At 71.7% G+C, this 16,205-nt stretch carries 17 protein-coding genes; 8 read left to right on the top strand and 9 right to left on the bottom strand.

The features are described 5' to 3' along the window. The first annotated feature begins 75 nt into the window (after positions 1-75). A complete protein-coding gene (locus CRP56_RS05415) occupies positions 76-1,482 on the top strand; it encodes a cation:dicarboxylate symporter family transporter (protein WP_097260778.1) in 1,407 nt (468 codons plus the stop codon). Positions 1,483-1,553: 71 nt separating this feature from the next. Here CRP56_RS05415 and CRP56_RS05410 read toward each other — a convergent pair whose 3' ends face one another. Continuing rightward, positions 1,554-2,384, bottom strand: coding sequence for a hypothetical protein (locus CRP56_RS05410; protein ID WP_097260776.1), 831 nt, complete (start codon positions 2,382-2,384; stop codon positions 1,554-1,556). Between the two features lie 261 nt (positions 2,385-2,645). Continuing rightward, a complete protein-coding gene (locus CRP56_RS05405) occupies positions 2,646-3,119 on the bottom strand; it encodes a MarR family winged helix-turn-helix transcriptional regulator (RefSeq protein ID WP_097260773.1) in 474 nt (157 codons plus the stop codon). Between the two features lie 93 nt (positions 3,120-3,212). Between CRP56_RS05405 and CRP56_RS05400 the strand changes: the two genes are divergently transcribed. Continuing rightward, a complete protein-coding gene (locus CRP56_RS05400) occupies positions 3,213-5,021 on the top strand; it encodes an ABC transporter ATP-binding protein (protein ID WP_097260771.1) in 1,809 nt (602 codons plus the stop codon). A 43-nt stretch (positions 5,022-5,064) separates the two neighbouring features. Continuing rightward, positions 5,065-5,907: an endolytic transglycosylase MltG gene (gene mltG / locus CRP56_RS05395; protein WP_097260769.1), complete on the top strand. Its 843-nt coding sequence runs from the start codon at positions 5,065-5,067 to the stop codon at positions 5,905-5,907. A 12-nt stretch (positions 5,908-5,919) separates the two neighbouring features. Here mltG and CRP56_RS05390 read toward each other — a convergent pair whose 3' ends face one another. The 5 genes from CRP56_RS05390 to CRP56_RS49260 all read right to left on the bottom strand — a co-directional run bounded on the left by CRP56_RS05390 (position 5,920) and on the right by CRP56_RS49260 (position 9,887). Then, complete coding sequence (locus CRP56_RS05390) at positions 5,920-6,987, bottom strand: NAD(P)-binding domain-containing protein (protein ID WP_097260767.1); 1,068 nt, start codon at positions 6,985-6,987, stop codon at positions 5,920-5,922. A gap of 39 nt (positions 6,988-7,026) precedes the next feature. After that, a complete protein-coding gene (locus tag CRP56_RS05385; protein ID WP_097260765.1) occupies positions 7,027-8,040 on the bottom strand; it encodes an ABC transporter substrate-binding protein in 1,014 nt (337 codons plus the stop codon). Between the two features lie 29 nt (positions 8,041-8,069). Next, on the bottom strand, positions 8,070-8,810 hold the full coding sequence (locus tag CRP56_RS05380) for an ABC transporter ATP-binding protein (protein WP_097260763.1): 741 nt from the start codon (positions 8,808-8,810) through the stop codon (positions 8,070-8,072). Then, positions 8,783-9,658 (bottom strand): ABC transporter permease, encoded by an 876-nt coding sequence (locus tag CRP56_RS05375; RefSeq protein ID WP_097260761.1) that lies wholly within the window; start codon positions 9,656-9,658, stop codon positions 8,783-8,785. Before CRP56_RS05375 ends, CRP56_RS05380 begins: the two co-directional genes overlap by 28 nt. Positions 9,659-9,803: 145 nt before the next feature. Continuing rightward, complete coding sequence (locus tag CRP56_RS49260) at positions 9,804-9,887, bottom strand: putative leader peptide (protein ID WP_352340592.1); 84 nt, start codon at positions 9,885-9,887, stop codon at positions 9,804-9,806. A 122-nt stretch (positions 9,888-10,009) separates the two neighbouring features. Here CRP56_RS49260 and CRP56_RS05370 point away from each other — a divergent pair, with 122 nt between their 5' ends. From CRP56_RS05370 to CRP56_RS05360, 3 genes are all read left to right on the top strand, one after another. Further along, positions 10,010-10,438, top strand: coding sequence for a YjbQ family protein (locus CRP56_RS05370; protein ID WP_097260759.1), 429 nt, complete (start codon positions 10,010-10,012; stop codon positions 10,436-10,438). 81 nt (positions 10,439-10,519) lie between these two features. Further along, a complete protein-coding gene (locus CRP56_RS05365) occupies positions 10,520-11,125 on the top strand; it encodes a TetR/AcrR family transcriptional regulator (protein WP_097260757.1) in 606 nt (201 codons plus the stop codon). Then, entirely contained in the window at positions 11,122-12,117 is a 996-nt protein-coding gene (locus CRP56_RS05360; RefSeq protein WP_257040015.1) for a DMT family transporter, read from the top strand. The genes CRP56_RS05365 and CRP56_RS05360 overlap by 4 nt, the downstream gene beginning before the upstream one ends. Here the strand turns inward: CRP56_RS05360 and CRP56_RS05355 are convergent. Then, positions 12,111-12,995 (bottom strand): S1 family peptidase, encoded by an 885-nt coding sequence (locus CRP56_RS05355; protein WP_097260755.1) that lies wholly within the window; start codon positions 12,993-12,995, stop codon positions 12,111-12,113. The genes CRP56_RS05360 and CRP56_RS05355 overlap by 7 nt on opposite strands. A gap of 202 nt (positions 12,996-13,197) precedes the next feature. Here CRP56_RS05355 and CRP56_RS05350 point away from each other — a divergent pair, with 202 nt between their 5' ends. Together CRP56_RS05350 and CRP56_RS05345 are read left to right on the top strand one after the other, a co-directional pair. Further along, positions 13,198-14,928, top strand: a complete 1,731-nt coding sequence (locus CRP56_RS05350; RefSeq protein WP_097260753.1) for a SulP family inorganic anion transporter — start codon at positions 13,198-13,200, stop codon at positions 14,926-14,928. Positions 14,929-15,064: 136 nt separating this feature from the next. After that, complete coding sequence (locus CRP56_RS05345) at positions 15,065-15,415, top strand: ArsR/SmtB family transcription factor (RefSeq protein WP_097260751.1); 351 nt, start codon at positions 15,065-15,067, stop codon at positions 15,413-15,415. A gap of 23 nt (positions 15,416-15,438) precedes the next feature. Here the strand turns inward: CRP56_RS05345 and CRP56_RS05340 are convergent, their stop codons facing one another. Next, positions 15,439-16,128 carry a DUF3152 domain-containing protein gene (locus CRP56_RS05340; protein ID WP_373559749.1) on the bottom strand — a complete coding sequence of 230 codons (690 nt, stop codon included), beginning with the start codon at positions 16,126-16,128 and terminating at the stop codon, positions 15,439-15,441. Positions 16,129-16,205 lie beyond the last annotated feature (77 nt).

Raw genomic sequence — 16,205 nt, 5'->3', positions numbered from 1 at the left:
CACGGAAGCCGCTTTCCGTATCGCAGAAGTTCCCCCCTGGACTTCCGCGCGTCAACGTCCCCCCAAGGAGTGCCCGTGCCGCCGTCCGTCCCGTCCCTGCCGCGACGCGTCGCACACGTACTGCGTACCTCTCTGTTCGCACAGGTCCTCTGTGCGCTCGTCCTCGGCATCGTTGTCGGCAAGCTCTGGCCCGACTTCGCCACCGACCTTCAGCCGCTCGGCGACGGCTTCACCCGGCTCATCAAGACGATCATCTCCCCGCTCGTGTTCTGCGTGGTCGTCGTCGGGATCGCCAAGGCCGGTGACCTCAAGGCCTTCGGCCGGATCGGGCTCAAGGCCCTGATCTGGTTCGAGGTCGCGAGCACGCTCGCGCTGGTCATCGGCCTGCTCGCCGCCAACGTCGTCCAGCCGGGCTCCGGCATGCATGTCGACCCGTCGACGCTGGACGCCTCGGCGGTCGACGCGAAGACGGGCGGGGGCTCGCTGCCCTCGACGACCGAGTTCATCGTCAACGCGATCCCGACCAGCTTCATCGGGGCCTTCGCCGAGAACAGCCTCCTCCAAGTCCTCATCCTGGCCTGCCTGGTGGGCGCCGCGCTGCTCCACCTCGGCCACACCAAGGTGCCGAAGGTGCTGCCCGCCGTCGAGCAGGCCCAGGAGATCATCTTCGCGGTCGTCGGCTTCATCATGCGGCTCGCCCCGGTCGCGGTGTTCGGCGCGATGGCCGTCCTCATCGGCCAGTACGGGCTCGGCGTCATCGAGACCTACGCCAAGCTGATCGTCCTGTGCTACGCGGCCGCCGCTTTCTTCATCGCGCTCCTCGCCGTCGCCCTGCGCATGGTCACCGGGCTCAGCCTCTGGAAGTTCCTGCGCTACATCCGCGCCGAGATGCTGCTCGCGCTCGGCACCGCCTCCACCGAGTCGGTCATGCCGCGTGTCATGCAGAAGCTGCGCAAGGCGGGCGCCCGCGACGACGCCGTGGGTCTGGTGCTGCCGACCGGCTACTCGTTCAACCTCGACGGCGCCTCGCTCTACCTGTCCATCGGCACGCTGTTCATCGCCCAGGCGGTCGGCGTCGACCTCAGCCTCGGCCAGCAGATCACCGTGATCCTCGTGCTGATGCTCACCAGCAAGGGCATGGCCGGCATCCCCGGCTCGGCCTTCCTCGCCCTGTCCGCGACCGCGTCCTCGCTTGGCGCGATCCCGGCCGGCGCGGTGGCGCTGCTGCTGGGCGTGGACCGGATCATGGACTCGATGCGCGTCGTGACGAACCTGCTCGGCAACTGCGTCGCCGTGTTCGCGGTGTCCCGGTGGGAGGGGGCGCTGGACCTGGAAAAGGCGAAGAAGGTGCTGGACGGCAAGGCCGTCCCCGCGGCGGAGGACGCGGCCGCGCAGACGCGCACCGCGCCCGACGCCGAGACCGCCGCACCGGCTGCCGTACCGGCCCAGCCGGCGAAGGAGCCGGCCGGCGAGGCCGGCTGACCCCGACGGCCGTGGCCTTTCGGTGCGGGATCCCCCGACCGAGGGCCACGGCCTCGGCATGGCCGCTCAGTTCACACGCGTGCCACGGCGACGAGGTAGCTGAGGTCGACGTAGAGGTTGGCCTGGGACGCGGCCTGGAACTCGGTCTGGATCGTCTCGTTGCCGCCCACCCACCAGACGTAGGAGGCGTCCGGCCGGCCGCGGAAGCGCTCGTTGACGGTGATCCGGTTGCCGGGGTCGCTCGCCCCGTCCGACCCACCGCTGCCGGTGGAGTCCGACCAGAGCTGGAACCTGCGGTTGAGCACGGAGTGCCACTGGGCGCCCGGACCGTCGAGCAGTTCGTCCACGATGACCGAGACCCAGCCCTGACTGTCCGCTCCGCCGACGGCGGTGGAGAAGTACCAGTCGTACCGGTAGTCCACGGTGGTGCGGAACTCGTAGTCGGCGAAGCTCCCGAGCCGGAACCCGCCGCCCATCTCCGCACTGCCGCCCGCGGCCCCGGTCGTGAAGTAGATCCCCAGCCCGACGTGTGTCTCTCCCTGTCCCAGGTCCGCCGTGGCGGTCTGGCCGGGTGACGCGTTGACCCGCTGCCACGGCCACGGGCGGGCGAACAGCTGGAGGTCGGGTACCGCGGCCGCGGCCGCGCGCGCGTACTCCGGTGTCCGTGCCATCGCCGCGCGCACGCTGTCCTGCCAGGCCGTGGCCGCCCCGTCGTCGGCGAGGGCGGGACGAGCCGGCGCCGAGGCCTCGATGAGGGCCGCGTTGACGCGTGCGCGGTCCTCCCTCGCCTTCATCTCCCGTTCGAACTCCTCGCTGCGGGTGTTCGTCAGCACCGCCAGCGAATCGCCGGAGATCTTCACGTCGTCGCCCTGTCCGGGCATGGGTGTGTCGTACGCGGTCATGAGATTCCCCCTGATCGATCGGGGACCGCGCGGAACGGTCCCCCTTCACCCGTCGAGGACGTGGCGGTCGGGCGACGACGGCGCGGGAAGGCGGTTGTTGCCTCCGGCGCACGTCGGGCGGACGGCACGGTCCTCGCGCTCCACGGTAGAGCGGCGTGTGCGCGGAGGGGAGGGATTCGTCCAGGTTGCTTCTGCTTTGGGTGGCAGGGGGCAACTGGGGTGACGCAAGGAGCCTTTCGGGGGCAGCGGGGTTGCGCCGGCTCAGCTCCCGCAGTCCACCAGCGTGTCCAGCAACCCGCCCAGCACCCGCCGCTGTTCCTCCGTCAACGGCGCCAGGATCTCCGCCGCCGCCGACCGCCGTGCCGCGCGCAGCTTGCGCAGCGCCTGTCGTCCGTCGTCCGTGAGCTCGATCCGGATGACCCGTCGGTTCGTCGGATCGGGCATCCGCCGCACCTTGCCGCCCGCCTCCAGGCCGTCGACCAGTGTGGTCACCGCGCGCGGCACGACCTCCAGCCGCTCGGCGAGATCGGCCATGCGCGGGGGCGAGCCGTAGTGCCCGAGGGTGCGCAGCAGCCGCGACTGCGCGGGCGTGACGCCCAGACCGCTCTGCTCGATGTGCCGCTTCTGGATGCGGTGCACACGCCGCGTGAACCGGAGCAGCTGCTCGGCGAGCAGGCCGTCGGAATCGGGGGCGGGCGCCGGCGCTGGGGCGGTCACGGAAGCGGGGTCGCTCATACGGGAACAATAACAGGACTATGTGCATTGTGAGCATAGGTAACAATGAGCTATGGTCCGTAAGTCCCTCATGACGAGCCTCCGAAGGAGCCCATGCACCCCGACAACGCCCCCAAGTGGACGCCGCTCGGCGACTCCGCATCCGCGGAGCAGCCCCGGCAGGTCCGCCGCATCCTGAAGCTCTTCCGCCCCTACCGCAGCCGCCTCGCCGTCGTCGGCCTCCTGGTGGGCGCCGCCTCGCTGGTCTCCGTCGCCACCCCCTTCATGCTGAAGGAGGTGCTGGACGTCGCGATCCCCGAGGGCCGCACCGGGCTGCTCAGCCTGCTGGCGCTCGGCATGATCCTCAGCGCCGTCCTGACCAGCGTCTTCGGTGTCCTGCAGACCCTGATCTCCACCACGGTCGGCCAGCGTGTCATGCACGACCTGCGCACCGCCGTCTACGACCGCCTCCAGCGCATGTCGCTCGCGTTCTTCACGCGCACGCGCACGGGCGAGGTCCAGTCCCGCATCGCCAACGACATCGGCGGCATGCAGGCCACCGTCACCTCCACCGCGACCTCCCTGGTCTCCAACGCCACCAGCGTCGTCGCCACGATCGTCGCGATGGTCGCCCTCGACTGGCGCCTGACCGTCGTCTCGCTGCTCCTGCTCCCCGTCTTCGTGTGGATCAGCCGCCGGGTCGGCAACGAACGCAAGAAGATCACCACCCAGCGCCAGAAGCAGATGGCCGCGATGGCCGCCACCGTCACCGAGTCCCTCTCGGTCAGCGGCATCCTCCTCGGCCGCACGATGGGCCGCTCCGACTCGCTGACCCAGTCCTTCTCGGAGGAGTCCGAGCGCCTGGTCGACCTCGAAGTGCGGTCGAACATGGCGGGCCGCTGGCGCATGGCCGTCATCACGATCGTCATGGCCGCCATGCCCGCCGTCATCTACTGGACCGCGGGACTCGCCCTCCAGATGGGCGGCCCGGACGTCTCGATCGGCACCATCGTCGCCTTCGTCTCGCTCCAGCAGGGCCTGTTCCGCCCGGCGGTCAGCCTGCTCGGCACCGGCGTCCAGATACAGGCGTCCCTCGCGTTGTTCCAGCGCATCTTCGAGTACCTCGACCTGCCGATAGACATCACCGAGCGCGAGCACCCCGTCCACCTGGACACCGTCAAGGGCGAGGTCCGGTTCGAGAACGTCGAGTTCCGCTACGACGAGAAGAGCGCCCCCACCCTCACCGGCGTCGACATCACCGTCCCCGCGGGCGGCAGTCTGGCGGTCGTCGGCCCGACCGGCGCCGGCAAGTCCACGCTGGGCCACCTGGTGCCGCGGCTGTACGACGTGACAGGCGGCCGGGTCACCCTGGACGGCGTCGACGTCCGCGACCTCGACTTCGACACGCTCGCGCGCGCGGTCGGCGTCGTCTCCCAGGAGACGTACCTCTTCCACGCCTCGGTCGCCGACAACCTGCGCTTCGCCAAGCCGGACGCCACCGACGAGGAACTGCACGCGGCGGCGAAGGCGGCCCAGATCCACGACCACATCGCGGGCCTGCCCGACGGCTACGACACGATCGTGGGCGAGCGCGGCCACCGCTTCTCCGGCGGCGAGAAGCAGCGACTGGCCATCGCCCGGACGATCCTGCGCGATCCGCCGGTCCTGATCCTCGACGAGGCGACCAGCGCCCTGGACAACCGCACCGAGCGCGCCGTCCAGGAAGCCATCGACGCCCTGTCCGCCAACCGCACCACGCTCACCATCGCGCACCGGCTGTCCACCATCCGGGGTGCCGACCAGATCGTGGTCCTGGAATCCGGCCGCACCGCCGAACGCGGCACGCACGAGGAACTGCTGGAACTGGACGGGCGGTACGCGGCCCTCGTACGCCGGGATGCTCAACTGGAACCGACAAGCTGAAGATATGCCGGGTTTGTAACGATGTGGGGGTTACCGTGCCCGCATGTACCAGAACACTCCGTCACGGAGAACGACTCGACTGACGCGCCGGGGCCGACTCGTCCTCATCGCGACCGGGGCCGTCGTGGCCGGCACCGCCGTGGCGGTGCCGCTGCTGAGCCTGGACAGCGACCAGGACACCAAGCCCACCGCGCTGGTGATCCCGGAGGGCTGGCGCGCCGGCCAGGTGTACGACGCCATCGACAAGGCCCTCGCCCGCCCGGCAGGCACGGCCAAGAAGGCGCTGGCCAGGGCGGCTCTGAAGCTGCCGACCGACGCCGAGGGCAACCCGGAGGGCTATCTCTTCCCGGCGACGTACCCGCTGAACGAGAAGACGACGCCCGAGTCGCTGCTGTCGTTCATGGTCAACACCGCGAACCGGAAGTTCAACGGGGCACCTATCGCCGCCGGCGCCCAGCACAACGCGATGAACGTCTACCAGGCCGTCACCATCGCGAGCATCGTCCAGGCGGAGACCGCCGCCAAGGCCGACATGGGCAAGGTGGCCCGGGTCATCTTCAACCGCCTGGAGCGCGGGATGCCGCTCCAGATGGACTCCACCATCAACTACGCGCTCAACCGCGCCACGCTGAAGACGTCCGACGCCGACACCCGGATCGACAGCCCCTACAACTCGTACCAGCGCATGGGCCTGCCGCCGACCCCGATCGACAACCCGGGCGAGGAGGCGATGCGCGCCGCGATCACCCCGACGCCGGGCGACTGGCTGTACTTCGTCACGGTGAAGCCGGGGGACACCCGCTTCACCGCCAACTACGAGGAACACCTGCGCAACGTGGCCGAGTTCAACGCCAACCAGAAGAAGAGCGCGCAGCCCGCGAAGTGACGTGCCGGGACGTCAGGCGGCGACCGGCTCCCCGGCCAGCAGCCGTCTGATGTCCCGCACGGCCGCCCGCCCCGCGCGGTTGGCGCCGATGGTGCTGGCCGAGGGGCCGTAGCCGACGAGGTGGATCCTCGGGTCGGCGACCGCGCGCGTGCCCTCGACGCGGATGCCGCCGCCCGGCTCGCGCAGCTTCAGCGGGGCCAGATGGTCGATGGAGGCGCGAAAGCCGGTCGCCCACAGGATCACGTCGGCGTCGACGTGCCGGCCGTCGTTCCAGGCCACCCCGTCCGGGGTGATCCGGTCGAACATCGGCTGCCGGTCCAGGACGCCGTCGGCGATCGCCTGCCGGATCGCGTCGTTGAGCGGCAGCCCGGTCACCGACACCACGCTCTTCGGCGGCAGCCCCTGCCGCACCCGCTCCTCGACCATCGCCACGGCCTCCCGGCCGACGTCCTCGGTGAAGGGGCCCTCGCGGAAGACGGGCGGCCGCCGGGTCACCCAGGTGGTGGCGGCCGCGTACGGGGCGATCTCCATCAGATGCTGGGTGCCGGACGCCCCGCCGCCCACCACCACGACCCGCAGCCCCGAGAACTCCTCGGGCCCCGGGTACTGCGCGGTGTGCAACTGCCGCCCCCGGAAGGTCTCCTGGCCCGGATAGCGCGGCCAGAAGGGCCGGTCCCAGGTCCCGGTCGCGTTGATCAGCGCCCGCGTGGCCCAGGTGCCGGCCGAGGTCTCGACGAGCAGCCGCCCGTCCTCGCCCTCCCGTACCGCGCGCACGTCCACGGGCCGCCGCACCCGCAGGTCGAACGTCCGCTCGTAGGCCTCGAAGTACTCGGAGATCACCTCGGAGGACGGCCGCGCGGGATCGGCGCCCGTCAGCTCCATCCCCGGCAGCGCGTGCATCCCGTGCACCTTGCCGTACGTCAACGACGGCCACCGGAACTGCCAGGCGCCGCCCGGGCCGGGGGAGTGGTCCAGCACGACGAAGTCGCGCTCCGGCTCGAACCCGGTCCGGCGCAGGTGATAGGCGCTGGACAGACCGGCCTGACCAGCGCCTATGACGACGACCTCAGTGTTGTTCACCCTTCTACTAACCGTGTCCGGGTCCGGGATCTTCCCCGATCAGCCCTCGCCGCGCGCCGGCGTGGTCGACGGCGGCAGACCGGCGTTGAACCGGGTGTCCACGAAGTCGGCGAAGTCGACCTTCTTCGGGATCAGCTTCAACTCGGTGAAGGTGTCGGCGATCTCCTGCTCGGAGGCGATCAGCGGCTTGTCGACGGCGACCGAGATCCGGGTGGCGTTGGTCCGCTTCACCGAGGCCAGCGCGACCTCGTAGGGCAGCCCGGTGTCCTTCGCCCAGACCTTCGCCCACTCCTCCTGGTGGTCGTGCACCCAGGTCGTGGCCCGCCGCAGCCGCTCCAGGTAGTCCTTGATCGCGGCGGCCTTCTTCTTGTCCTGCAACGCGGAGGGCGCCGCCACCTGGAAGGTGAGCCCGTTGGTGACCCCGTCGCCGGTCGTCAGGATCCGCCCCTGCTTCGCCTGGAGCACCTGCGAGGTGTACGGGTCCCACACCGCCCACGCGTCGACCTTGCCGGACGTGAACGCGGCGAGCGCGTCGGCCGGCTGAAGGTACTTGACCTTCACGTCGTTCAGGCTCAGCCCCGCCGCCTTCAGGGAGGCGACCAGTTGGTAGTTGGCGGACGAACCCTGCGCCACGGCAACGGACTTGCCCTTGAGCTGCTCGGGCTTCGTCAGCTTCGAGTCGTTCGGCACGAGGATGGCGTCGCCCTTGGAGGTGCCGTGGAAGGCGGACACGACCGTGATCTTCGAGCCCGCGCCCGCGGCGAACACCGGCGGGGTGTTGCCGACCCCGCCGATGTCGACGGCCTTGGCGTTGACGGCCTCCAGCAGCGGCGGGCCCGAGGTGAACGTGGACCACTTGATCTTGTAGTCGAGGCCCTTGAGCTCGCCGGCGGCCCGCAGGATCGCCTCCGAACCGCCCTTCTGGTCACCGACGTTGAGGGTGAGCGACCCCTGGCCGTCGGTGTCGGACCCGGCGGAGGCGCTGCCGCCGCAGGCGGTGAGCAGGAGGGCGAGCGGGAGGAGCAGGGCGGCGGGGGCGAGGCGTCGTCGCATGGTGGTTCCGTTCTGGGGGTGGGGGTGGTTCAGGCGGCTTCGGCGGCGGTGTCGACGCCGAGCCGTTCCAGCAGGCCGGCGCGGAGCTCGGCGAAGCGGGGGTCGGTGAGGTCGCGCGGTCGGTCGAGGTCGATGTGCTGCTCGTGGGCGATGACTCCGTCGTCCATCACCAGGACGCGGTCGGCGAGCAGGACGGCCTCCTCGACGTCGTGCGTGACGAGCAGGACCGCGCAGCCGCGCCGCTGCCACAACTGGTCGACCAGGCGCTGGGCCTTGATGCGGGTGAGGGCGTCGAGCGCCCCGAACGGCTCGTCGAGCAGCAGGAGATCGGGCTCCCGCACCAACGCCCGGGCCAGCGAGGCGCGTTGGGCCTCGCCACCGGAGAGCGTCTTGGGCCAGGCGTCCGCGCGGTGGCCGAGGCCGACCTCCTCCAGCGCCTGGTCGGCGACGGGGCGTCCCGGCTTGCCGGGCAGGCCCAGCAGGACGTTGCGCCACACCTTCTTCCACGGCATCAGCCGGGGCGACTGGAACGCCACGGCCTTGCGGCGCGGCACCAACACGGTGCCCTCGATATCCCGGTCGAGACCGGCGAGGATGCGCAGCAGGGTGGACTTGCCGCAGCCGCTGCGGCCGAGGAGAGCCACGAACTCTCCCTGCCGGACGTCGAGTTGCAGATTGTCGATGACGGCGCGGCCGTCGAAGGAGCGAGTCAGCCCCTCGACCCGTACCGCGGTCTGCGTGCTCACCGGCCGGTGAACGTCGGTCGCCATTGCAGCAGCAGCCTTTCGAGGGAGCGGACGACGAAGTCGGCCAGCAGGCCGAGGAAGGCGTAGACGATCAGGCAGACCACGATGACGTCGGTCCGCAGGAAGTCCCGCGCCTGCACCATGAGGAACCCGATCCCGGAGTCCGCGTTGACCTGCTCCGCGAAGACCAGCGCCAGCCAGGCGATGCCGAGGGAGTAACGCAGCCCGGTCAGGGCACCGGGCAGGGCGCCCGGCAGTACGACATGCCGTACCAGCCCCCACCTGGACAGCCCCAACGACTCACCGGCCTCGATGAGTTGGGAGTCCACACCGCGGATGCCGGCGTAGACGTTGAGGTAGAGCGGGAAGGTCACGCCGAGCGTGATGATGGCGATCTTCGGCGCCTCGCCGATGCCGAACCAGATGATGAACAGCGGGATGAGACCGACGAACGGCACGGTCCGCAGCATCTGGACGGGCGCGTCCACCAGGTCCTCGCCGATCCTGAACAGGCCCGAGACCAGGGCGAGTCCCGTGCCGACGAGCGTGCCGAGGAGCAGCCCCGCCGCGACCCGCTGGAGCGAGGTGCCCATGGCGGAGGTCAGCGAGCCGTCGGCGATCAGATCGCGCCCGACCTGGGCGATCCGGCCCGGGGAGGCCAGCACGTCGGAGGTCAGCACGCCGGTGGCGCTGAGGACCTGCCACAGCAGGACCAGGATCACCGGACCGGTCGTGCGGCGCAGCCAGCGGGGGACGCGGGTGCGACGGGAGGAGGTGGGGACGAGGGGTTCGAGCTCCAACGAGCCGTCCTTGCCGGGTATATCGGAAATATCCGGCTCAGGAGTGCTGGGTGGGGCATGGCTGATGCTCATGAGTGCTCCACGGAGGGGGAGAGCGGGGTGCGCCGGAACGCCGCCGCGTCAGGAACGGGGTGCACCGAGGTGCCGCCGCGTCAGAAACGTGGACGGGCAAGGGGTGACGCGGATGCGAGAAGCGGGGAAGAGGCGGTGAAAGGCGTCAGCGGCCGCGGCGACACGCGGCGGAGGCCACCCGCAGCAGGTCGATGTGACCGCGCGTGGTGAGCAGGACTGAACGCAACATGCCGTCGAAAGTAGCCAGATGGCGTGGCCATGGTCAATGGCGTCTCGCGGAGTGGACCCGCCGTATCGCGGGGCGAGCGGCGGATCGCCCTCGCGGCCCGACGCATGGGTGACGATGGCGGTATGTCAGACACGTTCACCACCCGAGTACTGAACATCACCTCCGGATCGGCCGAGCGCGTGGTCGACCTCACCGGCGACTGCGCGGCCTTCCTGCGTGAGGCCGCCGCCGGCCGGGACGGCCTCCTCAACCTCTTCGTCCCGCACGCCACCGCGGGGATCGCGATCATCGAGACGGGCGCCGGCAGCGACGACGACCTGCTCGCCGCCCTGCACACCCTCCTTCCCGCCGACGACCGCTGGCAGCACCGGCACGGCAGTCCCGGCCACGGCCGCGACCACGTCCTGCCGGCCTTCGTGCCGCCGCACGCGACGCTGCCGGTGATCGACGGGCGGCTGGAACTCGGGACATGGCAGTCGGTGTGCCTGGTCGACACCAACAAGGACAACCCGCAGCGCAAGGTGCGCCTCACGTTCCTCGCGGGCTCCTGAGACGGTCGACACCAGGGCGCCGGCGGCGGCTCCGTCCGCTACAGTCTAGGTAGACCTACCTACCTAGTTTGGATCCCTGTGATGAGTGAGACCGACGCGGGCGCCGCCGGGAAGGCGCGGCGGCGCCCCGCCCGGGAACGGCTGTTGGCGGCCGCGGCCCGCCGGTTCTACGCCGACGGCGTGGCCGCGACCGGCATCGACACGATCACCGCCGACGCCGGTGTGGCCAAGATGAGCCTCTACAACAACTTCTCCTCCAAGGCCGAACTGGTCCGCGCCTATCTGGACGCCCGGCACGAGGAATGGCTCGGGCTGTACCGGGCGCGTCTGGAGCAGACCGAGGGGCCGCGCGACGGCGTGCTGGCGGTCTTCGACGCCTACGCCGACCACGCCGCGTTCGCCTACGAGCGCGGCTTCCGGGGCTGCGGACTGCTCAACGCCGCCGCCGAACTCCCGGCCGGGGACGAGGGCCGGGCCGTGGTCCGCGCCCACAAGGAGCAGGTCGAGCAGCTGATCGCCGGGCATCTGGAGCAGCTGCTGCCCGATCGTCCCGACACGGCCCACGCCACGGCCGAGCATCTCTCCTTCCTGCTGGAGGGCGCGATGGCCCGCGCCGGCCTGGAAGGCGACGGCGAACGCCTCCGACACGCCCGCACCCTCGCGGCGGCCCTGCTGGACCGACTGTGAAGGGCAGCGCACACGGGGGTTCCGCCACGACGGGCGCTCTGTGCGTGCTGGCGGCCTCCGTGCTGTGGGGGACGACCGGCACGGCCGCCACCCTGGCCCCGGAGGTCGGCCCGCTCGCCATCGGCGCCGTCGCGATGGGCCTCGGCGGACTCCTCCAGGCCCTCGTCGCCGCACCACGGATCGTCCGCGACGCCGACCGGCTTCGTGCGCGGCGCGGCACGGTCCTGCTCGGCGCCGCCTCGGTGGCGATCTATCCCCTTGCCTTCTACACCTCGATGCACCTGGCCGGAGTCGCCGTCGGCACCGTCGTCTCCATCGGCACCGCCCCGCTGGCCTCGGCGCTCATCGAACGCGTCCTGGACCGCCGCCGGCTCACCCGGCGCTGGCTGCTCGCCGCCGCCCTCGGTCTGCTCGGCACCGCCCTGCTGTGCGTCGCCGAGGCCGCCCACGCCGACGACGGAACGGGCGCGGGGTCCATGGCGGCCACGCTGCTCGGCGTCGGCCTGGGCCTGGTCGCCGCCACGACGTACGCCCTCTACTCCTGGGCCGCGCACCGGCTCCTCACCGGTGGCATCCCCTCCCGCGCGGCGATGGGCGCCGTGTTCGGGCTCGGCGGGCTGCTCCTCGTACCCGTCCTGCTGGCGACCGGTGGCGCGCTCGTCGGCTCCTGGTCGAATGCCGGAGTCGGCGCCTACATGGCCGTCGTCCCCATGTTCGCCGGGTACGTGCTGTTCGGCTGGGGGCTGGCGCACGTCCCGGCGAGCACCGCCACGACCCTGTCCCTGCTCGAACCGGCGGTCGCGGCCGTGCTCGCGGTGCTGGTCGTCGGCGAACGCCTCCCGGCCGCCGGCTGGGCCGGGATCGCGTGCGTCATCGCCTGCCTCGCCGTCCTCACCATCCCGGCGCAGACCCTCCGCCGCCGGTCCGGCGAGGGAGAGGACGCTGCCCCACCGGCGGTTGCCGCTCCGCTCAGCGAGCGCGGAGCTCAGTAGACCGACAACCCGTAGGCGTTCAGCGCCTCTTGGATCGGCTGGTAATAAGTGGTCCCGCCCGAGGTGCAGTTGCCGGAGCCGCCCGAGAGGATGCCGATCACCTTGTCGCCGGCGTAGAGCGGGCCGCCGCTGTCGCCGGGTTCCGCGCAGATGTTGGTCTGGATCAGCCCGTAGACCACGTCTCCGCCGCCGTAGTTGACGGTCGCGTTCACGGCGGTCACCCTGCCGCAGTGGACGCCGGTGGTCGCTCCCCGGCGGCAGACGGCCTGGCCGACGTAGGCGGTGGCGGTCCCGGTGATGTCGACGGTGCCGATGGTGCCGGGGTGCGGCACGGCCGCGTTGGTGTAGCGGACGATGCCGAAGTCGTCGCCGGGGAAGCTGGTGGCGGTGGTCGGGCCGATCGCCGTCGTCATGGCGGAGCCGGTGTACCAGGTGCCCGCGCCGTCGGTGCAGTGGCCGGCGGTGACGAAGTAATACGTGCTGCCGCTCTGGACGTTGACCCCGGCCGAGCAGCGCCAGGCGGCCGCGTAGATGCCGTCACCGCCCGAGACGAGGGTGCGCAGCGGGCCGTCGAGCCGGGCGAGGGTCGCGGCGCCGGTGAACCGTCCGGTGGTCTGCCGCAGTCTGGCCAGGTCCGTGTCCGAGACCGTGGAGTCAGCCAACACCCGTAATCGCCCGGTGCGTTGGTCCACGGCCCAGCTCGTCCCGGCGACCTCCAGGGATTCGACGGCGGCGGCCGCGCCGGTCGCCGAGGCGCCGGGCGTGGGCGCCGCGGCGGCGCCCGTGCCGGAACCCGTGACGGCGGCGAGGACCAGCAGGCCCAGGACCGCGGTGGATAAGCGTGAGCGCCTGAGGGTGATGCGTCGAGTTCTGAACACCGAGGCCTCCGATGAGGACGATGGGGTGGGTGGCTACCCGGACGGGGTGATCGAGAATCCTCCCCCTGTTCGAAGCGCGGGGTGCTGTAGCTGGGTGCGCAATTGCATAATTTCGCAATTCACTAGATGCTGTGCCTTTCGCGTCCGCCACCGGGGTGGGGCGCGCGGGGGAAGCCGAGGCATCGTGCACGAGCCACATCTGATGAGGGCGACGGCCCGTGCCCGGGCCGTCCGGGCCCGGATCGGTGCGCTGTTGCCCGGTCGGGACGACCTCGCCGAGCTGCGCCGCGATCCGCGGCGGGACCTGCTGGCCGGCCTGACCGTGGCGATCGTGGCGCTGCCGCTGGCCCTCGGTTTCGGGGTCTCCTCGGGCCTGGGCGCGGCGGCGGGACTGGCGACCGCGGTGGTCGCGGGCGCGCTCGCCGCCGTCTTCGGCGGATCGAATCTGCAGGTGTCGGGCCCGACGGGCGCCATGACGGTGGTCCTCGTCCCGATCGTCGGGGAGTACGGTCCGACGGGCGTCCTCATGGTGGGGCTGATGGCCGGCGTCATGCTGGTCGCCCTGGCCGCGCTGCGGGCCGGCCGGTACATGCAGTACGTGCCCGCCCCGGTCGTCGAGGGCTTCACGCTCGGCATCGCCTGCGTCATCGGCCTCCAGCAGATCCCCAACGCGCTCGGCGTGCCCAAGCCCGAGGGCGACCGGGTGCTGGTGGTGGCCTGGCGGGCGGTCGAGGCGTTCGCGACGTCCCCGAACTGGACCGCGGTCGGATTCGCCGGCGCCGTCGCGGTGGTCATGCTCGGCGGTGCCAGGTGGCGACCCACCGTCCCCTTCTCCCTCCTCGCGGTCGTCGCCGCCACGGTGGTCGCCCAGGCCGCGGGCCTGGACGCGGCGCGACCGATCGGCGACCTGCCGTCCGGGCTGCCCGCCCCCTCGCTGTCCTTCCTGGAGCCCGGCTCGCTGGGCACGTTGCTCGCCCCGGCCGTGGCGGTCGCGGCCCTCGCGGCCCTGGAGTCCCTGCTGTCCGCCTCGGTGGCGGACGGGATGACGGTGGGTCAGAAGCACGACCCGGACCGGGAACTGTTCGGCCAGGGCCTGGCGAACATCGCCGCCCCGCTGTTCGGCGGCGTCCCGGCGACCGGCGCCATCGCCCGCACCGCCGTCAACGTCCGCACCGGCGCGAGCTCCCGGCTGGCCGCCCTCACCCACGCCGCGATCCTCGCCGTCATCGTCTTCGCGGCGGCACCCCTCGTGTCGCGGATCCCGCTCGCCGCGCTCGCCGGCGTCCTGCTGGCCACCGCGGTCCGCATGGTCGAGACCGGATCGCTGCGGGCCATGGCGAAGGCCACCCGCTCCGACGCGCTGATCCTCGTCCTGACCGCCGCCGCGACCCTGGTCCTGGACCTGGTCTACGCCGTGATCATCGGCCTGGCCGCGGCGGGCGCCCTCGCCCTGCGCGCCGTGGCCAAGCAGGCCCGCTTCGACCAGGTGCCCCTCGACCGGGGCGACCACAGTGCCGAGGAGCACGCCCTGCTGGCCGAGCACATCGTGGCGTACCGCATCGACGGCCCCCTGTTCTTCGCCGCCGCCCACCGCTTCCTGCTGGAGCTGACCGACGTGGCCGACGTCCGGGTCGTCGTCCTGCGCATGTCCCGGGTGTCGACCATGGACGCCACGGGCGCCCTGCTCCTGAAGGACGCGGTGGAGAGGCTGCACCGGCGCGGCATCCTCGTCCTGGCCTCCGGGATACGCACCGGCCAGCGCCAGGTCCTCGACGCCACGGGCGCGCTGGCGCTGCTGCGGCACGAGGGCCGGGAGTACGCCACGACACCCGAGGCGATCCGCGCCGCCCGCGACCACCTGGAGACGGCCGGACTGCTGCCGGCCCGCGCCGAGCCCCGGTCCCGAACGACCAGCGAGGAAGCCGCCCGATGAGCACACCCCCGCCCCTGCCCGCATCTGATTCGGCGAGGATGGGGCGCATGGACGTGACGAGTGGGTGGACGCGAGGGGCGGCCGGGGGCCCGCCGAGTTGCGGGCCGTGCTGCCGCGCCGGGGAGGTGACGGCAGGGTGAGCACGCCGCTGTACCAACTCAAGGCCGAGTTCTTCAAGACGCTCGGCCACCCGGCCCGTATCCGGGTCCTGGAGCTGCTGAGCGAGCGCGAGCACGCCGTCGCCGAGATGCTGCCCGAGGTGGGTATCGAGCCCGCCCACCTCTCCCAGCAGCTCGCCGTGCTGCGGCGGGCCAACCTGGTCGTCACCCGCAAGGAGGGCTCGACTGTCCACTACTCGCTGACCAGCCCGCACGTCGCGGAGCTCCTCCGCGTGGCCCGCACCATCCTCACCGGCGTCCTGGCCGGCCAGGCCGAGCTGCTCGCCGACCTGCGGGCGACGCAGGGGGAGACGAAGCCGCAGGCGTAGCGGCGAACCCGGCGGGCGCGGTGTCACGGAGCGGCGGGGCCGGTGATGAGCCGGCCCTCGGCGTCGTACGGCCAGACGTTCGGGACGCAGCCGTGCATGCCCTTGATCTGCTGCATCATCGCGGGGGCCGGCTCGCCCTTGCCGGGGCAGGTGACATGGCCGTGGTGGAGGAAGTGGCCCACCTCGTGGTTGATGATCAGCGCACGGTAGGCGGTGACGTCCTTCGCGTAGACGGGGGTCGCCAGGACCCAGCGGTCGAGGTTGACCATGACCTGGTCGTTGGCGGAGCAGTTGTACTTGCCGCCCGTGTCGAGGCCGCTTCGGCCGCAGACCTCGTCGACGGTCGCGGGGGTGGCCAGGCGGACGACGAAGTCGGTGGGGCCGTCGGCGACCCGCCGGAACGCCGAGTGCCCGTCGGCGGTCCAGCCGCGGGGGTCACCGAGGATGCGGTCCACCGCCTCCGCGACCCCCTCCGCGGACAGGTCGATGTTCTCCTCCACCTCGACCCGGTAGCGATACGGCGTTCCCTTGCCCGCCTTCGCGCTCCCGCCCGGTGCCGTGACATATGTGCCGGGGCCCTGCCGAGGGAGGGCCGGGGGCTTCGTGACACTCGGAGTCGGTGTGGGAGTCGGCGTCGGTGACGTGCTTGTGGGCGGTTGAGACAGGGAGTTGTCCGACGACCGCGGGGGCGGGTTCGAGGGCGGCCATGCCACCACCGTGCAGCCGACGGCCCCGAGGACGGTCAACGCGGCCAGGCCGAAGGTCAGTTGGCCTTTCCGGCGTCGCCCGG

The organism is Streptomyces sp. TLI_55 (assembly GCF_900206255.1).
Lineage (GTDB): Bacteria > Actinomycetota > Actinomycetes > Streptomycetales > Streptomycetaceae > Streptomyces > Streptomyces aquilus.
This window is presented reverse-complemented; position numbering and strand designations above follow the sequence as displayed.

What these genes read in the sequence shown, in the direction of transcription:
- CRP56_RS05405 (WP_097260773.1), bottom strand. Translation starts at nt 3,119, where the DNA reads ATGAGCGACCCCGCTTCCGTGACCGCCCCAGCGCCGGCGCCCGCCCCC.
- CRP56_RS05385 (WP_097260765.1), bottom strand. Translation starts at nt 8,040, where the DNA reads ATGCGACGACGCCTCGCCCCCGCCGCCCTGCTCCTCCCGCTCGCCCTC.
- CRP56_RS05350 (WP_097260753.1), top strand. Translation starts at nt 13,198, where the DNA reads ATGAGGGCGACGGCCCGTGCCCGGGCCGTCCGGGCCCGGATCGGTGCG.
- CRP56_RS05410 (WP_097260776.1), bottom strand. Translation starts at nt 2,384, where the DNA reads ATGACCGCGTACGACACACCCATGCCCGGACAGGGCGACGACGTGAAG.
- CRP56_RS05370 (WP_097260759.1), top strand. Translation starts at nt 10,010, where the DNA reads ATGTCAGACACGTTCACCACCCGAGTACTGAACATCACCTCCGGATCG.
- CRP56_RS05380 (WP_097260763.1), bottom strand. Translation starts at nt 8,810, where the DNA reads ATGGCGACCGACGTTCACCGGCCGGTGAGCACGCAGACCGCGGTACGG.
- CRP56_RS05375 (WP_097260761.1), bottom strand. Translation starts at nt 9,658, where the DNA reads ATGAGCATCAGCCATGCCCCACCCAGCACTCCTGAGCCGGATATTTCC.
- CRP56_RS49260 (WP_352340592.1), bottom strand. Translation starts at nt 9,887, where the DNA reads ATGTTGCGTTCAGTCCTGCTCACCACGCGCGGTCACATCGACCTGCTG.
- CRP56_RS05400 (WP_097260771.1), top strand. Translation starts at nt 3,213, where the DNA reads ATGCACCCCGACAACGCCCCCAAGTGGACGCCGCTCGGCGACTCCGCA.
- CRP56_RS05365 (WP_097260757.1), top strand. Translation starts at nt 10,520, where the DNA reads ATGAGTGAGACCGACGCGGGCGCCGCCGGGAAGGCGCGGCGGCGCCCC.
- mltG (WP_097260769.1), top strand. Translation starts at nt 5,065, where the DNA reads ATGTACCAGAACACTCCGTCACGGAGAACGACTCGACTGACGCGCCGG.